This is a genomic window from Pseudomonas sp. GM48 (assembly GCF_000282335.1).
GTDB lineage: Bacteria > Pseudomonadota > Gammaproteobacteria > Pseudomonadales > Pseudomonadaceae > Aquipseudomonas.
The window spans coordinates 15412-38683 of record NZ_AKJM01000051.1 but is presented as its reverse complement, the minus strand read 5'-3'; the positions used below and the strand labels follow the sequence as shown (position 1 = coordinate 38683).

24 protein-coding genes and 1 pseudogene are annotated in these 23272 nt (G+C 59.0%); 18 read left to right on the top strand and 7 right to left on the bottom strand.

Annotation, left to right across the window (positions count from 1 at the left end):
- Positions 1-9: 9 nt before the first annotated feature.
- The 16 genes and pseudogenes from PMI28_RS19145 to PMI28_RS29475 form a co-directional block, all read left to right on the top strand.
- Positions 10-807 (top strand): ParA family protein, encoded by a 798-nt coding sequence (locus PMI28_RS19145; protein ID WP_007969897.1) that lies wholly within the window; start codon positions 10-12, stop codon positions 805-807.
- A 9-nt stretch (positions 808-816) separates the two neighbouring features.
- Positions 817-1689, top strand: coding sequence for a ParB/RepB/Spo0J family partition protein (locus tag PMI28_RS19150; RefSeq protein ID WP_007985056.1), 873 nt, complete (start codon positions 817-819; stop codon positions 1687-1689).
- 148 nt (positions 1690-1837) lie between these two features.
- A complete protein-coding gene (locus PMI28_RS19155; protein WP_007985054.1) occupies positions 1838-2245 on the top strand; it encodes a F0F1 ATP synthase subunit I in 408 nt (135 codons plus the stop codon).
- 16 nt (positions 2246-2261) lie between these two features.
- Positions 2262-3131, top strand: a complete 870-nt coding sequence (atpB, locus tag PMI28_RS19160; protein WP_007985052.1) for a F0F1 ATP synthase subunit A — start codon at positions 2262-2264, stop codon at positions 3129-3131.
- 133 nt (positions 3132-3264) lie between these two features.
- The gene (gene atpE, locus PMI28_RS19165) at positions 3265-3522 is read left to right on the top strand and encodes a F0F1 ATP synthase subunit C (protein ID WP_003097235.1); all 258 of its coding nucleotides are present in this window, start codon (positions 3265-3267) and stop codon (positions 3520-3522) included.
- Positions 3523-3580: 58 nt separating this feature from the next.
- Complete coding sequence (locus tag PMI28_RS19170) at positions 3581-4051, top strand: F0F1 ATP synthase subunit B (protein ID WP_007969903.1); 471 nt, start codon at positions 3581-3583, stop codon at positions 4049-4051.
- Positions 4052-4063: 12 nt separating this feature from the next.
- Positions 4064-4600, top strand: coding sequence for a F0F1 ATP synthase subunit delta (locus PMI28_RS19175; protein WP_007985049.1), 537 nt, complete (start codon positions 4064-4066; stop codon positions 4598-4600).
- Between the two features lie 21 nt (positions 4601-4621).
- Positions 4622-6166, top strand: coding sequence for a F0F1 ATP synthase subunit alpha (atpA, locus tag PMI28_RS19180; protein ID WP_007969905.1), 1545 nt, complete (start codon positions 4622-4624; stop codon positions 6164-6166).
- 50 nt (positions 6167-6216) lie between these two features.
- Complete coding sequence (atpG, locus tag PMI28_RS19185) at positions 6217-7077, top strand: F0F1 ATP synthase subunit gamma (protein ID WP_007934344.1); 861 nt, start codon at positions 6217-6219, stop codon at positions 7075-7077.
- 27 nt (positions 7078-7104) lie between these two features.
- Positions 7105-8481 (top strand): F0F1 ATP synthase subunit beta, encoded by a 1377-nt coding sequence (gene atpD / locus PMI28_RS19190; protein WP_007969907.1) that lies wholly within the window; start codon positions 7105-7107, stop codon positions 8479-8481.
- 45 nt (positions 8482-8526) lie between these two features.
- On the top strand, positions 8527-8952 hold the full coding sequence (locus tag PMI28_RS19195; RefSeq protein ID WP_007985046.1) for a F0F1 ATP synthase subunit epsilon: 426 nt from the start codon (positions 8527-8529) through the stop codon (positions 8950-8952).
- Positions 8953-9065: 113 nt separating this feature from the next.
- Positions 9066-10433 (top strand): bifunctional UDP-N-acetylglucosamine diphosphorylase/glucosamine-1-phosphate N-acetyltransferase GlmU, encoded by a 1368-nt coding sequence (gene glmU, locus PMI28_RS19200; protein ID WP_033063210.1) that lies wholly within the window; start codon positions 9066-9068, stop codon positions 10431-10433.
- A gap of 217 nt (positions 10434-10650) precedes the next feature.
- A complete protein-coding gene (locus tag PMI28_RS19205; protein ID WP_007985041.1) occupies positions 10651-11427 on the top strand; it encodes a DeoR family transcriptional regulator in 777 nt (258 codons plus the stop codon).
- A gap of 1 nt (position 11428) precedes the next feature.
- The gene (gene glmS / locus PMI28_RS19210) at positions 11429-13261 is read left to right on the top strand and encodes a glutamine--fructose-6-phosphate transaminase (isomerizing) (protein ID WP_007985040.1); all 1833 of its coding nucleotides are present in this window, start codon (positions 11429-11431) and stop codon (positions 13259-13261) included.
- Positions 13262-13480: 219 nt separating this feature from the next.
- Positions 13481-13867 carry a TnsA endonuclease N-terminal domain-containing protein gene (locus PMI28_RS29480; RefSeq protein ID WP_081501399.1) on the top strand — a complete coding sequence of 129 codons (387 nt, stop codon included), beginning with the start codon at positions 13481-13483 and terminating at the stop codon, positions 13865-13867.
- A pseudogene (locus PMI28_RS29475) lies at positions 13828-14013 on the top strand (hypothetical protein); the annotation flags it as partial. The gene PMI28_RS29480 and the pseudogene PMI28_RS29475, both read left to right, overlap by 40 nt.
- Here PMI28_RS29475 and PMI28_RS19220 read toward each other — a convergent pair.
- From PMI28_RS19220 to PMI28_RS19245, 6 genes are all read right to left on the bottom strand, one after another.
- Positions 13943-15085, bottom strand: coding sequence for a DegT/DnrJ/EryC1/StrS family aminotransferase (locus PMI28_RS19220; RefSeq protein WP_007985037.1), 1143 nt, complete (start codon positions 15083-15085; stop codon positions 13943-13945). The pseudogene PMI28_RS29475 and the gene PMI28_RS19220 sit on opposite strands and share 71 nt — an antisense overlap.
- Before the next feature lie 247 nt (positions 15086-15332).
- A complete protein-coding gene (locus PMI28_RS19225) occupies positions 15333-15701 on the bottom strand; it encodes an antibiotic biosynthesis monooxygenase family protein (RefSeq protein WP_007985036.1) in 369 nt (122 codons plus the stop codon).
- Positions 15702-15779: 78 nt separating this feature from the next.
- Complete coding sequence (locus PMI28_RS19230) at positions 15780-16490, bottom strand: glutamine amidotransferase (RefSeq protein WP_007985035.1); 711 nt, start codon at positions 16488-16490, stop codon at positions 15780-15782.
- 37 nt (positions 16491-16527) lie between these two features.
- Positions 16528-17589: a 2Fe-2S iron-sulfur cluster-binding protein gene (locus tag PMI28_RS19235; RefSeq protein WP_007985033.1), complete on the bottom strand. Its 1062-nt coding sequence runs from the start codon at positions 17587-17589 to the stop codon at positions 16528-16530.
- Positions 17586-18548: an AurF N-oxygenase family protein gene (locus tag PMI28_RS19240; RefSeq protein ID WP_007985032.1), complete on the bottom strand. Its 963-nt coding sequence runs from the start codon at positions 18546-18548 to the stop codon at positions 17586-17588. Before PMI28_RS19240 ends, PMI28_RS19235 begins: the two co-directional genes overlap by 4 nt.
- 154 nt (positions 18549-18702) lie before the next feature.
- A complete protein-coding gene (locus PMI28_RS19245) occupies positions 18703-19917 on the bottom strand; it encodes an MFS transporter (protein WP_007985031.1) in 1215 nt (404 codons plus the stop codon).
- A 260-nt stretch (positions 19918-20177) separates the two neighbouring features.
- On the opposite strand from PMI28_RS19245, the gene PMI28_RS19250 reads away from it, so the two are divergent.
- Both PMI28_RS19250 and PMI28_RS30745 read left to right on the top strand, forming a co-directional pair.
- Positions 20178-21476, top strand: a complete 1299-nt coding sequence (locus PMI28_RS19250; protein WP_007985030.1) for a serine hydroxymethyltransferase — start codon at positions 20178-20180, stop codon at positions 21474-21476.
- A 30-nt stretch (positions 21477-21506) separates the two neighbouring features.
- Positions 21507-21683 (top strand): hypothetical protein, encoded by a 177-nt coding sequence (locus PMI28_RS30745; RefSeq protein ID WP_007985029.1) that lies wholly within the window; start codon positions 21507-21509, stop codon positions 21681-21683.
- Here PMI28_RS30745 and pdxR read toward each other — a convergent pair.
- On the bottom strand, positions 21680-23176 hold the full coding sequence (gene pdxR, locus PMI28_RS19255) for a MocR-like pyridoxine biosynthesis transcription factor PdxR (protein WP_007985028.1): 1497 nt from the start codon (positions 23174-23176) through the stop codon (positions 21680-21682). The genes PMI28_RS30745 and pdxR overlap by 4 nt on opposite strands.
- Positions 23177-23272 lie beyond the last annotated feature (96 nt).

The following is a 23272-nucleotide window of genomic DNA, read 5'->3' as shown; positions in this document are numbered from 1 at the left end:
CAAGCAAGAATGGCTAAGGTATTCGCGATAGCGAACCAAAAGGGTGGCGTGGGCAAAACCACCACCTGCATCAACCTCGCAGCATCCCTGGTCGCGACCAAGCGCCGGGTGCTGTTGATCGACCTTGATCCACAGGGCAACGCCACCATGGGTAGCGGTGTGGATAAACATGGCCTGGAAAACTCGGTCTACGACCTGTTGATCGGCGAATGTGATCTGGCCCAGGCCATGCACTTCTCCGAACACGGTGGTTACCAGTTGTTGCCGGCCAACCGCGACCTCACCGCGGCCGAAGTGGTACTGCTGGAAATGCAGATGAAGGAAAGCCGTCTGCGCAGCGCACTGGCGCCGATCCGGGAAAACTACGATTACATTCTGATTGACTGCCCGCCGTCGCTGTCGATGCTGACTTTGAACGCACTGGTTGCCGCCGACGGGGTAATTATCCCCATGCAGTGCGAGTACTTCGCACTCGAAGGCTTGAGCGACCTTGTGGATAACATCAAGCGTATCGCTGAACTGCTGAACCCGAACCTCAAGGTCGAAGGCCTGCTGCGTACGATGTACGACCCGCGCCTGAGCCTGATGAACGATGTCTCGGCGCAGCTCAAGGAACACTTCGGCGAGCAGCTCTACGACACCGTCATTCCGCGCAACATCCGTCTGGCCGAAGCGCCAAGCTACGGCATGCCGGCGCTGGCGTACGACAAAGCATCGCGGGGCGCCGTTGCCTATCTGGCATTGGCGGGCGAAATGGTTCGTCGTCAACGCAAAAACTCACGCATCGCCGCTGCTCAGGCAACTTAAGGAATCCCCATGGCCGTCAAGAAACGAGGTCTCGGACGTGGACTGGATGCTCTGTTGAGTGGTCCGACTGTCAGCTCGCTGGAAGAACAAGCGGCGCAAGCCGATCAGCGTGAGCTGCAGCACCTTCCCCTGGATCTGCTCCAGCGCGGCAAATACCAGCCGCGTCGTGACATGGATCCGCAGGCGCTCGAAGAACTGGCGCAGTCGATCAGGGCTCAGGGCGTCATGCAGCCCATCGTGGTTCGCCCGATCGGCAGCGGCCGCTTTGAAATCATTGCGGGCGAACGTCGCTGGCGTGCCAGTCAGCAAGCCGGGCAGGAAACCATCCCGGCGATGGTGCGCGATGTACCCGATGAAACCGCGATCGCCATTGCGCTGATCGAGAACATTCAGCGCGAAGACCTGAACCCGATTGAAGAAGCGGTGGCCCTGCAGCGATTGCAGCAGGAGTTCCAGCTGACTCAGCAACAGGTGGCCGAGGCCGTGGGCAAGTCCCGGGTGACGGTGGCTAACCTGCTGCGCCTGATTTCCTTGCCGGAAGTCATCAAGACCATGCTGTCCCACGGCGACCTGGAAATGGGGCATGCCCGTGCTTTGCTCGGTTTGCCGGAAAATCAACAGATTGAAGGGGCGCGACATGTTGTCGCACGCGGGCTGACCGTGCGCCAGACTGAGGCACTGGTTCGCCAGTGGTTGAGTGGCAAACCGGAGCCTGTTGAACCGGCAAAACCGGACCCGGATATCGCCCGTCTCGAGCAGCGTCTGGCCGAGCGCCTAGGCTCTGCGGTGCAGATTCGCCACGGTAAGAAGGGTAAAGGGCAGTTGGTGATTGGTTACAACTCACTGGATGAGCTTCAAGGCGTACTCGCACATATCCGCTGAAACATTTCCTCATGTAGCGTGCAGAGGGAAATCACTACCTGACAGTTGAATAGGGGCAGAACCGCCCCTATACTCTGCGCGCATTTTGTCGGCACAAATTATGCCAAGTTATTGAATTTCGGCAGCCGGCCATTGGAGAGCAAAAGTGATGGAAACCCGCACGCCAAACCGCTTGCCGTTCCATCGCCTGGCAGTTTTTCCGGTGTTAATGGCTCAATTTGTCGTTCTGCTCATTGCCGCTCTGGCGCTCTGGCAACGGTATGGAGTCGTTGCCGGGTACTCGGGACTTTGCGGAGGCCTGATAGCCTTGCTTCCCAATGTTTATTTCGCTCATAGGGCATTTCGGTTTTCCGGCGCCCGGGCAGCTCAAGCCATCGTCCGGTCATTTTATGCTGGCGAGGCGGGCAAACTGATTTTGACGGCGGTGCTTTTTGCATTGACGTTCGCAGGTGTGAAGCCATTGGCGCCGCTGGCTGTATTCGGCGTCTTCGTGCTGACCCAACTGGTCAGCTGGTTCGCTCCCCTGCTGATGAGAACAAGACTTTCGAGACCTTAGGGCGTTTGAGGCAACCATGGCAGAAACAACCGCTTCGGGCTATATCCAGCACCACTTGCAGAACCTGACCTTCGGTCAGCTCCCTACCGGCGGCTGGGGCTTTGCCCACACCGCAGCAGAAGCCAAGGAAATGGGCTTCTGGGCTTTCCACGTCGATACCCTCGGCTGGTCGGTCGCGTTGGGTCTGTTTTTCGTTCTTCTTTTCCGCATGGCGGCCAAGAAAGCGACTACCGGTGTACCTGGTGCTTTGCAGAACTTCGTTGAAGTATTGGTCGAATTCGTCGATGGCAGCGTGAAAGACAGCTTCCATGGCCGTAGCCCGGTGGTTGCACCACTGGCACTGACCATCTTCGTCTGGGTGTTCCTGATGAACGCCGTCGACCTGGTACCGGTCGACTGGATTCCTCAACTGGCCATCCTGATCTCCGGCGACCACCACATCCCGTTCCGTGCCGTGTCGACCACCGACCCGAACGCTACTCTGGCCATGGCCTTCTCGGTGTTCGCGCTGATCATTTTCTACAGCATCAAGATCAAGGGCCTCGGTGGCTTCATCGGCGAGCTGACCCTGCACCCGTTCGGCAGCAAGAACATCTTCGTTCAAGCCCTGCTGATCCCGGTGAACTTCCTGCTGGAATTCGTGACCCTGATTGCCAAGCCGATCTCCCTGGCTCTGCGTCTGTTCGGCAACATGTATGCCGGCGAGCTGGTCTTCATTCTGATCGCTGTGATGTTCGGCAGCGGCCTGCTCTGGCTGAGTGGCCTGGGCGTTGTTCTGCAGTGGGCGTGGGCTGTGTTCCACATCCTGATCATCACCCTGCAGGCGTTCATCTTCATGATGCTGACCATCGTCTACCTGTCGATGGCGCACGAAGAAAACCATTAAGGCCAGTCTCGACTAGTCTGATGTCCTTCCCGGTAAAACGGGAAGGGGCTCTTCACGGAGCCTCTGAAACGATTTGTTTTACCGCTTTAATCTAAAAAACCTAAACCATACGACGTAAAAGTCGGGAGGAAAGATGGAAACTGTAGTTGGTCTAACCGCTATCGCTGTTGCACTGTTGATCGGCCTGGGCGCACTGGGTACCGCAATTGGTTTCGGCCTGCTGGGCGGCAAGTTCCTGGAAGGCGCAGCGCGTCAGCCAGAAATGGTTCCAATGCTGCAAGTTAAAATGTTCATCGTTGCCGGTCTGCTCGACGCCGTAACCATGATCGGTGTTGGTATCGCTCTGTTCTTCACCTTTGCGAACCCGTTCGTTGGTCAAATCGCTGGCTAATTACTCGGATCTTCCGGGTAATTTGGTGTGATGGACAACGTAACTGCGAGGTGTTGGCGTGAACATTAATGCGACCCTGATTGGCCAGTCCGTTGCGTTCCTGATTTTTGTACTGTTCTGCATGAAGTTCGTATGGCCTCCGGTCATCACGGCACTGCACGAACGTCAAAAGAAGATCGCTGATGGTCTGGACGCTGCCAGCCGAGCAGCTCGCGACCTGGAGTTGGCCCAAGAGAAAGCGGGTCAGCAACTGCGCGAAGCGAAAGCTCAGGCAGCTGAAATCATCGAGCAAGCCAAGAAACGCGGTACCCAGATTGTCGACGAAGCCCGTGAACAGGCTCGCGTCGAAGCTGACCGTGTGAAGGCTCAGGCTCAGGCCGAGATCGAACAGGAACTGAACAGCGTCAAAGACGCGCTGCGCGCCCAAGTGGGTAGCCTGGCCGTTGGCGGTGCTTCGAAGATCCTGGGCAAAGCAATCGATCAAAACGCGCACGCAGAGCTGGTTAACCAACTGGCTGCTGAAATCTAAGCGAGGGCGATCATGGCAGAACTGACCACGTTGGCCCGACCTTACGCTAAGGCGGCCTTCGAGCACGCTCAGGCCCACCAGCAACTGGCCAATTGGTCAGCCATGCTCGGCCTGGCAGCAGCGGTGTCGGAAGACGACACCATGCAGCGCGTGCTCAAGGCCCCGCGACTGACGAGCGCAGAAAAGGCCGCCACGTTCATTGACGTGTGCGGCGACAAGTTTGATGTAAAGGCACAGAACTTCATTCACGTCGTTGCCGAAAACGACCGTCTCCCGCTGTTGCCGGAGATCGCCGCTCTGTTCGACCTGTACAAGGCCGAGCAAGAGAAATCGGTAGACGTTGAAGTGACCAGTGCCTTCGCATTGAACCAAGAACAGCAAGACAAACTCGCCAAGGTTCTCAGTGCACGACTCAACCGGGAAGTGCGCCTGCAAGTCGAGGAAGATTCATCCCTTATTGGGGGTGTTGTCATCCGCGCCGGCGACCTGGTTATCGATGGCTCGATTCGCGGCAAAATCGCGAAACTTGCCGAAGCATTGAAATCTTGAGTTTGAAGGGGCAGCAGAGCAATGCAGCAACTCAATCCTTCCGAAATAAGTGAAATTATCAAGGGCCGCATCGACAAGCTCGATGTGACCTCCCAAGCCCGTAACGAAGGCACTGTCGTCAGCGTATCTGACGGCATCGTGCGGATTCACGGTCTGGCCGACGTAATGTACGGCGAGATGATCGAGTTTCCGGGCGGCGTCTTCGGCATGGCCCTCAACCTGGAGCAAGACTCTGTAGGTGCCGTTGTATTGGGCGCATACCAGACTCTGGCTGAAGGCATGAGCGCCAAGTGCACTGGCCGCATCCTGGAGGTTCCGGTTGGTAAGGAACTGCTGGGTCGCGTAGTCGACGCACTGGGTAACCCGGTTGACGGCAAAGGTCCGCTGAACAACACCGAGACCGACGCGGTCGAGAAAGTTGCTCCAGGCGTGATCTGGCGTAAGTCGGTAGACCAGCCTGTACAGACTGGCTACAAGGCTGTCGATGCCATGATCCCTGTCGGCCGTGGCCAGCGTGAGCTGATCATCGGTGACCGTCAGATCGGTAAAACCGCTCTGGCGATCGACGCGATCATCAATCAGAAAGACAGCGGCATTTTCTGCGTCTACGTAGCAATCGGTCAGAAGCAATCGACCATCGCCAACGTTGTTCGCAAGCTGGAAGAAAACGGTGCACTGGCTAACACCATCATCGTTGCAGCGAGCGCTTCGGAATCTGCAGCACTGCAGTTCCTGGCTCCGTACTCCGGTTGCACCATGGGCGAATACTTCCGCGACCGCGGTGAAGACGCGCTGATCGTTTATGACGATCTGTCCAAGCAAGCAGTGGCTTACCGCCAGATTTCCCTGCTGCTGCGCCGTCCACCAGGCCGTGAAGCTTACCCAGGCGACGTGTTCTATCTCCACTCCCGTCTGCTGGAGCGCGCATCCCGCGTTTCGGAAGAGTACGTAGAGAAGTTCACCAACGGCGCAGTGACCGGCAAAACCGGTTCCCTGACCGCACTGCCGATCATCGAAACCCAGGCTGGCGACGTTTCCGCGTTCGTTCCGACCAACGTGATTTCCATCACCGACGGTCAGATCTTCCTGGAATCGGCCATGTTCAACTCGGGCATCCGCCCTGCAGTGAACGCCGGTGTTTCGGTATCCCGTGTGGGTGGTGCCGCTCAGACCAAGATCATCAAGAAGCTGTCCGGTGGTATCCGTACCGCTCTGGCTCAGTACCGTGAACTGGCGGCATTCGCCCAGTTCGCTTCTGACCTGGACGAAGCGACCCGTAAGCAACTTGAGCATGGTCAGCGCGTTACCGAGCTGATGAAGCAGAAGCAATACGCGCCAATGTCGATCGCCGACATGTCGCTGTCGCTGTATGCCGCTGAGCGTGGGTTCCTGACCGACGTTGAAATCGCCAAGATCGGCAGCTTCGAACAAGCGCTGATTGCTTACTTCAACCGCGATCACGCCGACTTGATGGCGAAGATCAACGTGAAGGGTGACTTCAATGACGAGATCGATGGCGGCCTGAAAGCCGGTATCGAGAAGTTCAAGGCCACCCAAACCTGGTAAGCCGCAGCGGGAGCCTAGCGGCTCCCGCTTGCTAACCTGATAGGTGTTACATGGCAGGCGCAAAAGAGATTCGCAGTAAGATTGCGAGCATCAAAAGCACGCAAAAGATTACCAGCGCCATGGAAAAAGTGGCGGTCAGCAAAATGCGCAAGGCACAAATGCGCATGGCTGCTAGCCGTCCTTATGCGGAGCGCATCCGCCAGGTTATTGGCCATCTGGCCAACGCTAACCCGGAATATCGCCACCCGTTCATGATCGACCGTGAAGTAAAGCGCGTCGGTTATGTCGTAGTGAGCAGTGACCGTGGTCTGTGTGGTGGCTTGAACACCAACCTGTTCAAGGCTTTGGTCAAGGACATGGCGGTAAACCGCGAAAACGGCGTCGAGATCGATCTGTGTGTAGTGGGTAGCAAGGGTGCGGCTTTCTTCCGCAACTTCGGCGGTAACGTCGTTGCAGCTATCAGCCACCTGGGTGAAGAGCCGTCGATCAATGATCTGATCGGCAGCGTCAAGGTGATGCTGGATGCCTACCTGGACGGCCGTATTGACCGCCTGTCCGTGGTGTCCAACAAGTTCATCAACACCATGACACAACAGCCTACCGTGGAGCAGTTGATTCCACTGGTGGCAACCCCGGATCAAGAACTCAAGCACCACTGGGACTATCTCTACGAACCGGATGCCAAGGAGCTGCTCGACGGCTTGATGGTCCGTTACGTGGAGTCGCAGGTCTACCAGGCGGTGGTCGAGAACAACGCGGCTGAACAAGCTGCGCGGATGATCGCGATGAAGAACGCTACCGACAACGCCGGTGATTTGATCAGCGATTTGCAGCTGGTCTACAACAAGGCGCGTCAGGCTGCGATCACCCAAGAGATCTCGGAAATCGTCGGCGGCGCTGCCGCGGTTTAACGGTTCAAATATTCAGAGGATCCAGCTATGAGTAGCGGACGTATCGTTCAAATCATCGGCGCCGTTATCGACGTGGAATTTCCACGCGACAGCGTACCGAGCATCTACGACGCCTTGAAAGTTCAAGGCGCCGAAACCACTCTGGAAGTTCAGCAGCAGCTGGGCGACGGCGTGGTTCGTACCATTGCGATGGGCTCCACCGAAGGCTTGAAGCGCGGTCTGGACGTCAACAACACTGGCGCAGCCATCTCCGTACCGGTCGGTAAAGCGACCCTGGGCCGGATCATGGACGTACTGGGCAACCCGATCGACGAAGCTGGCCCGATCGGCGAAGAAGAGCGCTGGGGCATTCACCGTCCTGCGCCAACCTTCGCTGAACAAGCCGGTGGCAACGAGCTGCTGGAAACAGGCATCAAGGTTATCGACCTGGTTTGCCCGTTCGCCAAGGGCGGTAAAGTCGGTCTGTTCGGTGGTGCCGGTGTAGGCAAGACCGTAAACATGATGGAACTGATCCGTAACATCGCCATCGAGCACAGCGGTTATTCCGTGTTCGCCGGTGTGGGTGAGCGTACTCGTGAGGGTAACGACTTCTACCACGAGATGAAGGACTCCAACGTTCTGGACAAAGTGGCACTGGTTTACGGTCAGATGAACGAGCCGCCGGGAAACCGTCTGCGCGTAGCCCTGACCGGCCTGACCATGGCCGAGAAGTTCCGTGACGAAGGTAACGACGTTCTGCTGTTCGTCGACAACATCTATCGTTACACCCTGGCCGGTACTGAAGTATCCGCACTGCTGGGCCGTATGCCTTCGGCAGTAGGTTACCAGCCGACCCTGGCTGAAGAGATGGGCGTGCTGCAAGAGCGCATCACTTCGACCAAGCAAGGTTCGATTACTTCGATCCAGGCGGTATACGTACCAGCGGACGACTTGACCGACCCGTCGCCAGCGACCACCTTCGCCCACTTGGACGCCACCGTCGTTCTGTCCCGTGACATCGCTTCCCTGGGTATCTACCCGGCGGTAGACCCACTGGACTCGACTTCGCGTCAGCTGGACCCGAACGTGATCGGCAACGACCACTACGAAACCGCTCGCGGTGTTCAGTACGTGCTGCAGCGTTACAAAGAACTGAAGGACATCATTGCGATCCTGGGTATGGACGAGCTGTCGGAAGCCGACAAGCAGTTGGTAAACCGTGCTCGTAAGATCCAGCGCTTCTTGTCGCAGCCGTTCTTCGTGGCTGAAGTCTTCACCGGTGCTTCGGGTAAATACGTTTCCCTGAAAGACACCATTGCTGGCTTCAAAGGCATCCTCAACGGTGACTACGACCACCTGCCAGAACAAGCGTTCTACATGGTTGGCGGCATCGAAGAAGCGATCGAGAAAGCCAAGAAACTGTAATCCCGGCGCCCGGCAACGGGCGCTAATTTAGGTTGAGGCAATCAGATGGCTATGACAGTCCATTGCGATATCGTCAGCGCGGAAGGAGAAATCTTTTCCGGTCTGGTCGAGATGGTGATTGCGCACGGTGCACTGGGTGATCTTGGTATCGCCCTGGGTCACGCGCCGCTGATCACTAATCTGAAGCCAGGTCCGATCCGCCTGGTCAAGCAGGGCGGGGAAGAGGAGGTGTATTACATCTCCGGTGGTTTCCTCGAGGTTCAGCCGAACATGGTCAAGGTTCTTGCCGACACCGTGCAACGCGCTGCCGACCTGGACGAAGCCGCAGCTTTGGAAGCCGTTAAGGCTGCCGAGAAAGCCCTGCACGAGCGAGGCGCGGAATTCGATTACGGTTCTGCTGCCGCACGTCTGGCCGAGGCTGCAGCTCAGCTGCGCACCGTCCAGCAGATCCGCAAGAAGTTCGGCCACTAAGGCTGCATTTGTTGTGTGATTGATTAAAAAGGGTAGCCTCGGCTACCCTTTTTTCTTTTCCGATTTTTACAACCCGGTCGCAGCCGCTGACCACCCAGGATTGGTAGCCAGTTATGTCTCTTGAAATCGTTATTCTCGCTGCTGGCCAAGGCACGCGCATGCGTTCCGCTTTGCCGAAAGTTTTGCACCCGATTGCCGGCAACTCCATGCTCGGCCATGTTATCCACAGCGCCAGGCAACTTGATCCACAGCGCATCCACGTCGTGATCGGTCATGGCGCCGATGCCGTGCGCGACCGCCTGGCAGCGGATGATCTGAATTTCGTCCTGCAGGATAAACAGTTGGGTACCGGCCACGCCGTTGCTCAAGCCGTGCCGTTCATTCAGTCCGACACCGTGCTGGTGCTCTACGGTGATGTGCCGTTGATCGAAGTTGAAACCCTGCAGCGCCTGCTCAAGCAGGTGGGGCCGCAGCAGTTGGGCTTGCTCACCGTCGAACTGGATGACCCGACGGGTTACGGCCGTATTGTTCGTGATGCCGCTGGCAAGGTTGCAGCCATCGTCGAACAGAAAGATGCCAATGAAGCCGAACGCAAAATCACCGAAGGCAATACCGGCATTCTGGCGCTGCCGTTTGCCCGTCTTGGTGACTGGATGAGTCGACTCTCCAATAACAACGCCCAGGGCGAGTATTACCTGACCGACATCATCGCCATGGCAGTGAGCGATGGTCTGGTGGTGGCCACCGAGCAACCGCACGACGCTATGGAAGTGCAGGGCGCCAATGACCGCAAGCAGCTGTCCGAACTGGAACGGCATTATCAATTGCGCGCCGGTCGTCGTTTGATGGCTCAAGGTGTGACGCTGCGCGACCCGGCACGTTTCGATATGCGCGGAGACGTGACAGTAGGCCGCGACGTGCTGATCGACATTAACGTGATCCTCGAAGGCAAGGTCGTCATTGAAGATGACGTGGTGATTGGCCCGAACTGCGTGATCAAGGACAGCACCCTGCGCAAGGGCGTGGTCATCAAGGCCAACAGCCATATCGAAGGCGCCATTCTGGGTGAAGGCAGCGATGCCGGCCCGTTCGCACGTCTGCGTCCAGGCACCGTGCTGGAAGCCCGGGCGCATGTGGGTAACTTCGTCGAGTTGAAAAACGCTCACATGGGCGAAGGCGCCAAGGCCGGTCACCTGACTTATCTGGGCGATGCCGAAGTGGGGGCGCGTACCAACATCGGTGCCGGTACCATCACCTGTAACTATGACGGCGCCAACAAGTGGAAAACCGTGTTGGGCGAAGATGTGTTCATTGGTTCCAACAACTCGTTGGTGGCGCCTGTGGATATCCTGGCGGGTGCGACCACCGCGGCCGGTTCGACGATTACCTCGACTGTGGATAAATCCCAGTTGGCCATCGGGCGTGCTCGTCAGAAGAATATCGACGGCTGGAAGCGGCCGGAGAAGATCAAGAAGGGCTGAGTTATCCACATCCCAATGATCGGCTGAAGTTATTCACAGCCTGATCCATTGCATTCGCGGGCAAGCCCGCTCCCACAACGGTATTCGCCAACCTGTGGGAGCGGGCTTGCCCGCGATGCTTTTATCCACAGATCTTTTTGTCGCAACACGCTTGACGAAGTTTCGCCGATAGGTTTTGATTGCTTCCGATATCTTTCGAATCGAAACTTACCAGCTCATGTCGAAGCGCAACACACCTCAACGTCGTCACAACATCCTCGCCTTGCTCAATGAGCAGGGCGAAGTCAGTGTGGATGAGTTGGCCAAGCGCTTCGAAACCTCGGAAGTGACGATTCGCAAGGATCTGGCGGCACTTGAAAGCAATGGTCTGTTGCTGCGTCGTTACGGCGGGGCGATCACCATGCCTCAGGAGCTGGTCGCGGACCTTGGTCAGCCGGTTTCCATATACAAGCAAGCCATCGCCCGTGCCGCCGTCGCACGGATTCGCGAGCATGCGCGCATCATTATCGACAGTGGCAGTACCACCGCCTCAATGATTCCGGAACTCGGGCAGCAACCCGGTCTGGTGGTGATGACCAACTCGCTGCATGTCGCCAATGCCTTGAGCGAACTTGAGCACGAACCGGTGCTGTTGATGACCGGGGGTACGTGGGACCCGCACTCCGAGTCCTTTCAGGGGCAGGTTGCCGAGCAGGTTCTACGCTCTTACGACTTTGACCAGCTGTTTATCGGGGCCGACGGCATCGATCTGGTTCGCGGTACAACCACCTTCAACGAACTGCTCGGGCTGAGCCGGGTCATGGCCGAAGTCGCCCGCGAAGTGGTCGTGATGGTGGAGGCCGACAAGATCGGCCGCAAGATTCCCAACCTGGAGCTGCCCTGGAGCAGTGTCCATACCCTTATTACGGATGAACGCCTGCCGCTTGAGGCTCGCGATCAGATTCAGGCCCGCGGCATCAATTTGATATGCGCGGCTATCAGTCAGGAGAAATAGCATGTGTGGAATTGTCGGCGCAGTCGCAGAACGTAATATCACCGCCATCCTCGTCGAAGGCCTGAAGCGCCTCGAGTACCGTGGGTATGACAGCGCTGGCGTGGCGGTCTACACCAACGATGAAAAACTCGAGCGCCTGCGTCGTCCGGGCAAGGTCAGTGAGCTGGAGCAGGCATTGGCCACCGAACCGTTGGTGGGTCGACTGGGTATTGCCCACACGCGCTGGGCCACCCACGGTGCGCCATGCGAGCGCAATGCTCACCCGCATTTCTCCGGCGACCTGGCGGTGGTGCACAACGGCATCATCGAAAACCATGAAGCCCTGCGTGAACAACTCAAGGCCTTGGGCTATGTGTTCACCTCGGACACCGACACCGAAGTCATCTCCCACCTGCTGAACCACAAACTCAAGGATCTGCGCGATCTGTCCGTGGCCCTCAAGGCGACCGTCAAAGAGTTGCACGGTGCTTACGGCCTGGCGGTGATCAGCGCGCAGCAACCGGATCGCCTGGTTGCGGCCCGCAGTGGCAGCCCGTTGGTCATTGGCCTGGGCCTGGGGGAAAACTTCCTCGCGTCCGACCAATTGGCCCTGCGCCAGGTCACCGACCGCTTCATGTACCTGGAAGAAGGCGATATCGCCGAAATCCGCCGCGACAGCGTGCAGATCTGGGACGTTGACGGCCAGGCTGTCGAGCGCGAGACCGTGCAATACCGCGACGGTGCCGAAGCCGCTGAAAAGGGCGAGTTCCGCCACTTCATGCTCAAGGAAATCCACGAGCAACCGTCCGTGGTGCAGCGCACCCTGGAAGGTCGCCTGAGCCAGAACCAGGTACTGGTACAGGCGTTCGGCCCACAGGCTGCCGAACTGTTCGCCAAAGTGCGCAACGTACAGATCGTCGCGTGCGGCACCAGCTACCACGCCGGCATGGTCGCGCGTTACTGGCTCGAAGAGCTGGCCGGCATTCCTTGCCAGGTCGAAGTCGCCAGCGAGTTCCGCTACCGCAAGGTGGTGGTGCAGCCGGACACCTTGTTCGTGACCATTTCCCAGTCTGGTGAGACTGCCGACACCCTGGCCGCGCTGCGCAATGCCAAGGAACTGGGCTTCCTCGCCAGCCTGGCGATCTGCAACGTCGGCATCAGCTCGCTGGTGCGTGAATCCGATCTGACCCTGCTGACCCAGGCCGGTCGTGAAATCGGCGTGGCTTCGACCAAAGCCTTCACCACGCAATTGGTTGGCCTGTTGTTGCTGACGCTGTCCCTGGGCCAGGTTCGTGGCACCTTGGCCAAAGGCGTCGAAGCGACGCTGGTCGAAGAACTGCGTCGACTGCCAACCCGTCTGGGCGAAGCGCTGGCCATGGACAGCACCGTGGAAAAAATCTCCGAGCTGTTCGCCGAGAAACACCACACGCTGTTCCTCGGCCGTGGCGCGCAGTTCCCGGTAGCGATGGAAGGGGCACTCAAGCTCAAGGAAATCTCCTACATCCACGCCGAAGCCTATCCAGCCGGCGAGCTGAAACACGGCCCGTTGGCGCTTGTGGATAACGACATGCCAGTGGTGACCGTGGCGCCGAACAACGAGCTGCTGGAGAAGTTGAAGTCCAACCTTCAGGAAGTCCGCGCCCGCGGTGGCCAGTTGATCGTCTTCGCTGACGAGAAGGCCGGCATGACCAACGGTGAAGGCACTCACGTGGTGCACATGCCGCACATCCACGACATCCTGTCGCCGATTCTCTACACCATCCCGCTGCAGCTGCTGTCGTACTACGTTGCCGTACTCAAAGGCACCGACGTCGACCAGCCGCGTAACCTGGCGAAGTCGGTAACTGTGGAATAAGTTATCCACAGATGATTGAGCTGTTTGGTTTCAGACAATAGATTTCGACACAATGCCAAAAGCCCCTGATTTCAGGGGCTTTTCTTTTTTATGTCCTCCACCAGATGTCCGATTTTGGATAGTGATCATGCTGAAGGTTTAGTCTGGTAGCGGTGATCAGACTTATTCACAGGGCTGATAATTTCCTAGGACGTTCCGTCTCATGGCCGTTCGCGCAAGGTGCATGGAGTAAAGGTTGATCGACTCCATCACCTCTTGTCTGATCTTGAATACGGGTATTTGCTCGTAGCCGAGTTTTCCCCAGATGTCTTGGACATACGTGAGCAATTTCCCATCCTTCCGCAATCTGCGGTTCAGTCGATTGCTCATGCTTTGAATACTCGTTATCCCGTTTATCCAGGCACCAAGGTGCCTTTTGTGATGACGACGGATTTTCTGCTCACAATCAAGCAGCCAGATGGAAGCACGCGCTTAGCGGCCCGTACGCTCAAATACACCGAGTCGCTTAAGCCTGGCAAAGGACTTGAACGCACCCAGGAAAAGTTTGAGATCGAACGAGCTTACTGGGAACGCTCAAGTTCTGGATGGGAAGTACCCACTTCCTGACCAAAACACTGCCGAGAGTAAGCACTGAGATGAGCCTTCATGTGCTCGCGTACAACCTCAAACGAATGATGAGCATCATCGGCATCGCAGTACTGCTTTCACTGCTTCCACCGAGCGTTCGACGTCCCTTGTTGTCATGGCATTGAACATCGGCAGCGAAACGATCAGACGGCCAACCCGTTCTGCAATCGGGAACATACCTTCCTTGAAGCCGCGCGCGCGGTACAAGCTCAATAAGTGGATCGAGGGGTAATGACAGCCGATGCCGACACCGTGCTCTTGCATCTGCTCCATAAACGTAGCCCGGGCCGACTTACCGTCCTGACGCTCTGGCAGCACTAGCTGAAACATGTGCCAGTTGCTGTTCTCGAAATCGGCGACCGGTAGTTGAGCACCGTATTTCGCTTCGAAATCACTGCCGAGGCACTCGAAATAGTATTTAGCCAACTCTCGACGATGGGCAGTGATCGCTTCAATATGCGCGAACTGGCCCAGGCCGATGGTCGCGGCAATGTCGGTCATATTGTATTTGCCGCCCAGGACATCCACATCCAAACCATCGAAGCCGCTGCGAGTGACACCCTGCAACCGGTGTTTCTCGGCAAGACGTGCCTCTTCGAGATTATTCAGCACCAAGCAACCGCCTTCGGATGAGGTGATGTTCTTGTTGGCCTGGAAGCTGAAGGACACAAAATCACCAAAAGCCCCGATGCGCTCGCCTTTCCAGGACGAGCCCAACGCTTGTGCAGCATCCTCCACCACCCGCAGGTTGTGTTTTTTCGCCAGCGCATATAAACGATCCATATCCAGCGGCAGACCCGATAGATAGACCGGAATGATCGCCTTGGTCCGTGGTGTGATTGCCGCTTCGATTTGAGCCAGATCGATATTGCGAGTGACTGGATCAACGTCGACAAACACAGGGGTCGCACCCACTTCAATGATCACGTTGGCCGTTGCAACCCACGAGATCGGAGTGGTGATGACTTCGTCACCAGCACCGATACCCGCGATGCGCAAGGCGATCTCCATGGTGCAGGTTCCGGAATTGAACGTCCGTACCGGGCGTCCGCCGAAATAGTCCGAGAGCTGCGCTTCGAATAACTGGACCTTAGGCCCACTGGTAATCCAGCCGGAGCGCAAGACGTCGCCGACGGCTGCGATCGTGGCTTCGTCGATAGAGGGTTTGGCAAACGGCAGGAAGTCTGGATAGTTCATGATGGTCGTGAAGTCCTTATATATTTGTTGGAGTAATCGACCGCCTGTGAATAAGGAGTTGGCGGGAACACGTAGACGCTTTCGGTCGCAGCCACGTAGCCGAAGCACTGCAATGTCGGCCATCAGCATCCAGCTAGAGACTCAACAGATTGGTAGCGGGTGCGCCCGGTCGTCCAGGCGCCTTGCCGCTCACCACAACCACCGACAATAAATCTCTCGCCCCTGTGCAGCTGACGAGAATACGGGGTTATACCACCGCGGCAGCCGTGGCGGGTTCACCGTCGACCACTACGTTGTACGGTGCCTGTTCGCGATCACGCAGGCCGTAATCACGAATCACCGATGTCACGCGCACGCGATAGTCATCGAAGATTTTGTCGCGCCCGGCGCGCTGGGCCGACAGGTGGGCTGTCACGTTGCGCCACTGCACTACGGCTTCCTCATCGCGCCAGGTGGTGACCGACATTACCTTCTTGGGGTTCAGCGTGCTTTGAAAGCACTCGACGGAGATAAACCCGCTCATGGGTTCAAGCAGCGGGGTCAGCTTGTTGACCAGGTCAACATAGGTCTCGCCCTGGCCTGGCAGTGCCTGCAACTCAAACAAAACTACGATCATTTTTGACTCCTCATCCTTGACGGTATTTTCAGGTGGTTTTACACGGTGCAAATGCGGGGGGAGGTTGCCCGACCGCCTTTAGTGTTTTATCGGGGTGCCCAGGTTGTTCAGCCAGGCCCGCATGACGTGGCCCGCGGCGCGGGTCAGGCGGTCGCCGAGGTTAATGGCCTCGCTCCGCAACGCGACAGGATCGATTCCGGTTTGAGCCAGTTCGCTGGCATGGCCAACCAGCCATTGCTCGATGTTGGCTGTATCGGCTTCGAGGTGAAATTGCAGGCCGAGAATCGTGTTGCCCACGGCGAATGCCTGATGAGCACCCACCTGGGTACTGGCCAGCAGCACAGCGCCTTCCGGCACATCGAACTGGTCGCCGTGCCAGTGCAGCACGGGGGTGTCCATCAGCGCGGCGAGCGGCGAGTCCTGACCGGCCGCGGTCAGGGTCAGCGGTGAAAAACCGATCTCCTTGACCCCCATCGGGTAGACGTTGGCGTGCATGGCCCGGGCGATCAATTGCGCACCGAGGCAGATGCCCAGCAGGGGATTACCGGACGCAACGCGCTGGCGCACCAGCTTCAATTCGTCGTGCAAAAACGGATACAGCTGCTCGTCATGGGCCCCGATAGGGCCGCCGAGTACGATCAGCAAGTCGGCCTGCAACACCTGCTCGCTGTAGATGGCGTCGACTGTGGGGTCCAGGTAAATCAGCGTATAGCCTTCTTCGGCCAGAACGGCATCCAGGGTGCCAACGTCTTCGAAGTGAATGTGGCGCAATGCAATGGCAGTTTTCATGGAAAAACCCAGTTGTTGAAGTAAGGACGGTAACGGTTCATGCCGTGGTGGTGAGTTCGACCTTGATCGTCCCGGATTGCGGGAAGGTGCAGCAGGCGAGGGCGTAGCCTTCGTCCTTGTCCTTGTCCGTCAGGCAAAAGTCGGGCTCAAGGGTGTAGTGACCCTCCGACACCTTCAGCCGGCAGTGACCGCAGATGCCGGCGCGGCAAAGGCTGCGCACCGCAATACCGCTGGTTTCGAGCATCTCCAGCAAATTCTTGCCGGCGGGTGGCTCCAGCACCTGATCGTTGTGGTTCAAGTACAGGCGCAGCGTCGCGTCGGTCTGAGCCTCGGTCTGTGCGGCGGTGACCGGCGCGGCCGGTGGCGTGAATGACTCGATCAGCAAGCGGCTGGCGGGGAACATGGCCTGCGTGTGTTCGCGCATGCCCTGGGCGAAGCCATGGCTGCCGCAGATCACCACGCTCTCGGGGTTACCCAGCCGGCTCAGGTCCTGGGCTTGGGGACGACCGGCGCTGAAGTGCCCGTTGTTGTTGACCGCTTCGCGGGTGACGAACACCTGCAAGGAGAACCACGATGTGGTCAGCTCAAGCTCCAGCAACTCATGTAGAAACGGAATCTCGGCGATGGTCGGCACACACAGCAGCAGGCTCACATCGGGCACCGCCAGTCCGCGTCGCGCGCGCTCGACCAGGCCGCGCAGCAACGCAATCGGCAAGGTGATGCCGATGCCGCCGGCGAGCATGCCGACTTGTCGGCAACCCAGAACCGACTTCAGCGAAATATCACCCGCCACAAACTGCACCGAGGTGGTCGAGCCGGCTTGCAGCGTAGCGTGCAACTGGTCCGAAACCCCGCCATGGCCTTCGCGCTTGACCGCAATGTCGAACCGGTCGGCGCCGCGCTTGCGCGTGATCGAATACAGCCGCTGGTGATGGGTGCCCGCCATGTCAGCGGCGTGCAGGGCCACGTGTTTTCCTGCTTCCAGGCTGTCGAGGAATTCGGCGGTTGCGTCCACCGCGCGCAGGGTGAAGACTTTTACGTTGGCCGTTTCAATGGTCACGTGTTCGCACAGGGCCTGGAGGGACGTCATGGCGTTCATGCGCGGGCCTTCTCGCCTAAGGTTTCAATGGCATGCTCGGCACTGCTGAGGCCGTTGCCGGTCAAGCCGATCCGGTCTATCAGGGCTTCGAGCGAGTCGGTGTAGACGCTGATTTCGTTGTTGTCGCCCACGTCATGCAGGATCTCGCCGGCATGGGGGAAATCCAGCATCGAAAACACGGTGGACCATGCGCCCATTTCGTTATTGGCGAACATCTGCACCGTGCGCAGGATGATCGAGCGCAGGTACTCGCGTTCCTTGCGGCTCAGGCCATTGACGATGTCGGAAGCGACGAAGCTGAAGACGCTGGAATGGCTCCACTCGTCCATAGCATGGGTGCGCGTGACCTCATGGCACACCGCCTGAATGCTGGCGTCCTCGGCCATGGTCTTGAGGTAGTCGGTGATCAGCGTTTCGCTGGCGCACGCGACGCCGAAGCGGGTCAGGCGTCGCTCCCATTCGGCGGTGCAGTTTGCCAGAAGGGCCTCGCGCCAGGTCACCAGGTTGAAGGCGCTGAAATCCAGCGGGGTGAGTTTGCGCATGTCATAGATATAGTTGCAGGCCATGATGGACATGCGCGTGTGCAGGGCTTCGTCGAGCAGTGCCTGAGACATCACGTCCTGCAGCAGGGCGCGGTTGTTGCTCGGCGGCGGGGTCTTGATAATGTCCTCGCAGGCAGGCACGACCACATTGCATTCGATGTAGATGGTCTTGAGGTTGTAGATGCCCCACGCGTAGGACAGGCATTTGGATTGCAAGTCCTGGGGAGCTTCGAGCCAGGCCTGGTGATGACGAAACGGCAGCAGCGACAGACTGAAGTCGTGCTTGTCGGCATCAAAGGCGAGGCCCCAGTAGTTCGGTTGCAGGTTGTTGACGGCGGCGCGGTTTTTCCAGAGCGTGGATAGTTTGGCCAGCATGTTTTTTACCACGTCATCGGTACCATAATTCAAACGTTCCATGTTTTAACTCCAAGGAAATCGGCTTTTGGTGTTCGGGTTTACTGTGCAGTCCTTGCAAAAATAACGGGTCCGCACAAGCGGGGGGCAACGCAATAAATACGGGACGGTGCCCTTCAAGTCTGCGGCAAAAACACACTGGGGCTATTGACCCAGGTCACTTAAATGCCACTTGCGGTGCCATCATTTTTCGGGTCCTGGCCAAGGACCGCTCCTGCATCAGGGTCAGTACAACGGTCAGGCCCATGAAGGCGGCGCTGGCCCAGAAAATTGCGTCGGGGTGGCCTTGGTCGAGCAGCCAGCCGAACCCGACGGGACCGATGGCGCCACCGATATTGAAACCTGTAGAGACGATGCCGAAGGTTTTGCCTTCGGCATCCTTCGGGGCGGCCGCACGTACCAGCATGTCGCGGGACGGTGCGATCACCCCGGTCAGGAAACCCGCAGTCCCCAGCACGACCAGCAGCGCCGGCTCGCTCAAGCGTGCCGTGGCGACCAGCAGCATCAGCACGGTGGCCAAGGCAAACGCGCTGGCTGCCACTACGCCATGGCGGCGGGTCCGGTCGGCCAAGGCTCCCCCTGCCAGCACGCCGAAGGCGCTGGCAAAGAGGAAGGCGGTCAACGCCGAGTTGGCCCAGGTCAAGGCCACGCCCTGGCCTTGCATCAGGGCGGCGACCGAGAACTTCTCAATCGCGCCGGTGCTCAGGTTCAGCAGCACGAACAACAGGGTCAGGCTTAGCACCATAGGCGAGAGCAGTGACAGGCGACGGGCGCCGAGGGGTGTCGGGTCGGCGGCGGGATGCACGCGACTGACCCGGGCCAGTGCGGAGCCAGGGATCAACAACAGCGCCAGCGCGACAAACCCCACCAGTGCCGCCGCCGCGAAGGCCATGGCCGGGTTGCTCGCCACCGCGATACCCAGCAAAAACACAGGGGCCACGGCCGCGCCAAGGAAACCGGCAAAGGTATGCACGGAGAACGCCTTGCCGATGTGGGCGGGGTCAATGTGTCGGGACAGCAGGGCGTAGTCGGCCGGGTGATAAATGGCGTTGGCGACGCCGGCCAGCGCAATGCCGATCAACAAACAGGTGTAGCCGGGCAGGAGTGCAATCAGCAGGAAACTGCTGCTGCCCAGCGCCAGCGCGACCAACAGCAAGCGCCTGGCACCGTGGCGGTCCACGGCAAACCCCATGGGCGCCTGTACCAGCGCCGTGACGATATTGAACAGGCTGAAAGCCAGGCCCAGCTCGACATAATCCACGTTGAAAAAAGCCGGAAGCAGGGGGAACAGCGCCGCCAGCACCATGATGTGCAAATGACTGACAAAGTGCGCTGCGGCGACCTGAGGCAACAACCCGATATGAATCGTCATGGCGAAACCTGTGTGATGAGCATGGCAAAACCGGCGCAGAGCTTAATGAGGCGATGGTCTTGCGCGATAGTCCATTACCGATGAGTCCATCAGACCACTTTGAATGGCTGCGATTTCGCGACGCCTGCCCCTGCGTATACGTGTGGCAGCGGCATTGAGCGCGGTGGTCTGCAACGTCGGCACGAACTGGTATGGCTGGCCGGTCCGTGGGCGGCTAGGGTAGTGCGGCGTGTTATCGGACGTTTACACAGGGAGTGACCATGCCGCATTTCGCTTATCGGGAGGGCCACGCGCTGCCAGGGGTCAGTGGCGTTGCGCTGCCCCAGGTGGACGGGGAGGTGTGGCGCGCCATCGACGCCGAGCGTCAGCGCCAGGTGCAGTCAATCGAGCTGATCGCCGCCGAAAACGTGGTCAGTCGTGCAGTGCTCGAGGCCCAAGGGTCGGTGCTGACCAACAAATATGCCGAGGGCTACCCAGGGCGTCGCTATTACGCCGGTTGCTGCAATGTCGATGCAATTGAAGAACTCGCCATCGATCGGGCCAGGCAACTGTTCAGCTGTGCCTATGCCAACCTGCAACCCCATTCGGGCAGCCAAGCCAACCAGGCTGTGTTTCTGGCTCTGCTGGCGCCGGGGGACAAGATCCTGGGCCTGGACCTCAAGTCCGGTGGGCACCTGTCCCATGGTGCTGCGTTCAACTTGTCCGGGCGCTGGTTTCAGGCCCTCAGCTATGGGGTGCACCCGGTGACCCATAGGGTCGACATGGATCAGGTCGAGCAGATCGCCCGACAAGAACGCCCACGCCTGATCATCGCAGGGGCCTCGGCGTATTCACGGGCGCTGGATTTCGCCCGGTTTCGTGCGATTGCCGACGAGGTGGGTGCGTTCCTGATGGCCGACATCGCCCACGTCGCCGGGCTGGTCGCGGGTGGTGCGTATCCGTCTCCAGTGCCGTTCGCCCACGTCACCACCCTCAGCACCCACGCCACGTTGCGCGGTCCGCGTGGCGGGATGATCCTGTGCAATGAGCAGGCCATCGCGCAGAAGATCAATGCGGCTGTATTCCCCGGCCTGCAGGGCGCGGCACTGATGCACACCGTAGCGGCCAAGGCCGTGGCGCTGGGCGAGGCATTGCAACCGGCCTTCGGCGCTTATGCCCACGCCGTGGTCGCCAATGCCCAGGCCTTGTGCGGCCGATTGGCTGAAGGTGGGCTGTTGGTCGTGTCGGGCGGCACCGACTGTCACTTGGGGGTGATTGACCTGCGGCCCTGGGGCCTGGTGGGGAATGTCGCCGAGCGTGCGTTGGAGGCAATCGGCATTACCGTGAACAAAAATGTCGTGCCCGGCGATGAGGTCAAGCCCACCGTGACGTCCGGCATTCGTCTCGGCAGTGCGGCGTGCACTTCGCGTGGCATGGGGGTCGATGAATTCAGGGAGATCGGCGACATGATTCTGGCCATGCTCGGTGGCTTGCGCAGCGGTGCCCTCGACGGCCGCACTGAACGCTCGATTCGTGAAGGCATCAGCGACCTGACCAAGCGTTTCAGGTTGCCGTATTAACCGCCTGCGCTTTTTTGAAAAGGAATTCCAATGCCCGGCATCATCCCCACCGGCCGTCTGGCGGCCACCCGCACGTCACGGTTCAGACTGTTCACCACCGCCAAGCCTCAACCCGTCATCGCGGTTGAATGCCCCAAGCTGCCCAGGCGTGCGCGGATGGCCGCCCAGGCCCAGCAGCTGCTGATGAACTATGCGCTGGGCCATTAGATTTTCAGGGCGTTGGCCAGGCGCAACATGGCGGCTTCGATTTCATACGCGGTCAGGGAGGAGTAGCCCAGCAGCCAGCCCTGTTGCTTCGGGTCGCCCGCGTACAAGCCGCTGAGGCCGGACAGTTGCACGCCGGCAGTGGCGGCCTGGCGGATGGTTTTTTCCTCGGACCATCCGGCTTTCAGCACGCAGGGGATTTGCAACCCGCCCGGCGGCAGTTCGGCGGTGACCACCGTGCTCAAGTACTTGCCGATGGCATCGTGCATGATCGACCGGCGTCCGGCATACAGCTTGCGCATGGCCCGGACATGCGCGTTGTAATGGCCGTCTTCCATAAAGCGCGCCAGCGTCAGTTGCAGCGTTTGCGGAGTGTGGCCGTCCATCATGCTGCGCGCATAGGCAAAGGGCTTGACCAGCTCGGAGGGCAGCACCATATACCCCATGCGCAGGCCGGGGTAGAGGGTCTTGCTGAACGTGCCGATGTAGAGCGTGCGCTGATACTTGTCCAGGCCCTGCACGCACGCCGTGGGTTGCCCGTCGTAATGGAACTCGCTGTCGTAGTCATCCTCGATGATCCACTTACCTTTTTGCGCCGCCCAATTGATCAACTCAAGACGCCGCTCCAGCGGCAACGTCGCGCCGGTGGGGTATTGGTGCGAGGGCGTGACATACACGCAATTGGCGCCGCTGCGGTCGGCGTACAACAGGTCGGTGCGGATGCCCCGTTCATCGACATCAATGGGCAGCACCTTGGTTTCGGCGATTTCGAAGGCCTTGCGGGCGCCGTAATAGCCGGGGTTTTCCAGCAGAATCGGCTTGCCGGCGTCCACCAGCAACTGCGCGCACAGATACAACGCCTGACGCGTACTGCTCAATACCAGCACCTGGTCGGGGGAGCATTTGGCGCCGCGTTCGAGGTTCAGGTAGGTGGCAATCGCTTTGCGCAGGGGCTCGGCCCCTTGTGGATCGCCATGCAGCAGCACGTTCGCGCGATAGTCCTTCATGACCTGGCGCTGCAAACGCTCCCAGACATCCGTCGGGAAGCTGCGGGTTTCCGGCAGGCCGGTGGCGAATGCCTTGATGACTTGCTGATCGCGCACGCCACCGGTGTCGAAGATCATCCGCCCGCGTTGGCTGAGTTCGGCGCCCGGTGCGGCGACGCTGCTCCTGACTTCCTGAGCCTTGAGGCGTCGGCGGCCGGCACCGCGCAATTCGACGCCCACCGTGTCGCAGACGTAACTGCCGGCGCCTTCGCGGCGCACGATAAACCCGTCCCGATGCAACTGCACATAGGCGTTCTCAACGGTGTCGCGGGCGCAGCCCAGTGACTTGGACAGCACCCGCGTGGCGGGCAGTTTCAAGCCGGGGCCGAGGGCGCCGTCGAGTATCAGCGCACGCAACGCACGCTGGATCCGCTGGTGCAAATCCAGCAGCTGAAACTCAGCGTCGTTGAGGCGCATCTTCAAGGTTTCCAGCTCGAAGGTCTTTGCCATGTGGTCTGCTCTCTTTCCATGAATTGGCAGGTAAAGGCAGGCCAGTTTATCCGTAGACTCTGGCCCTCGCCACCCCAGGCGTTACCTCGGTGATTA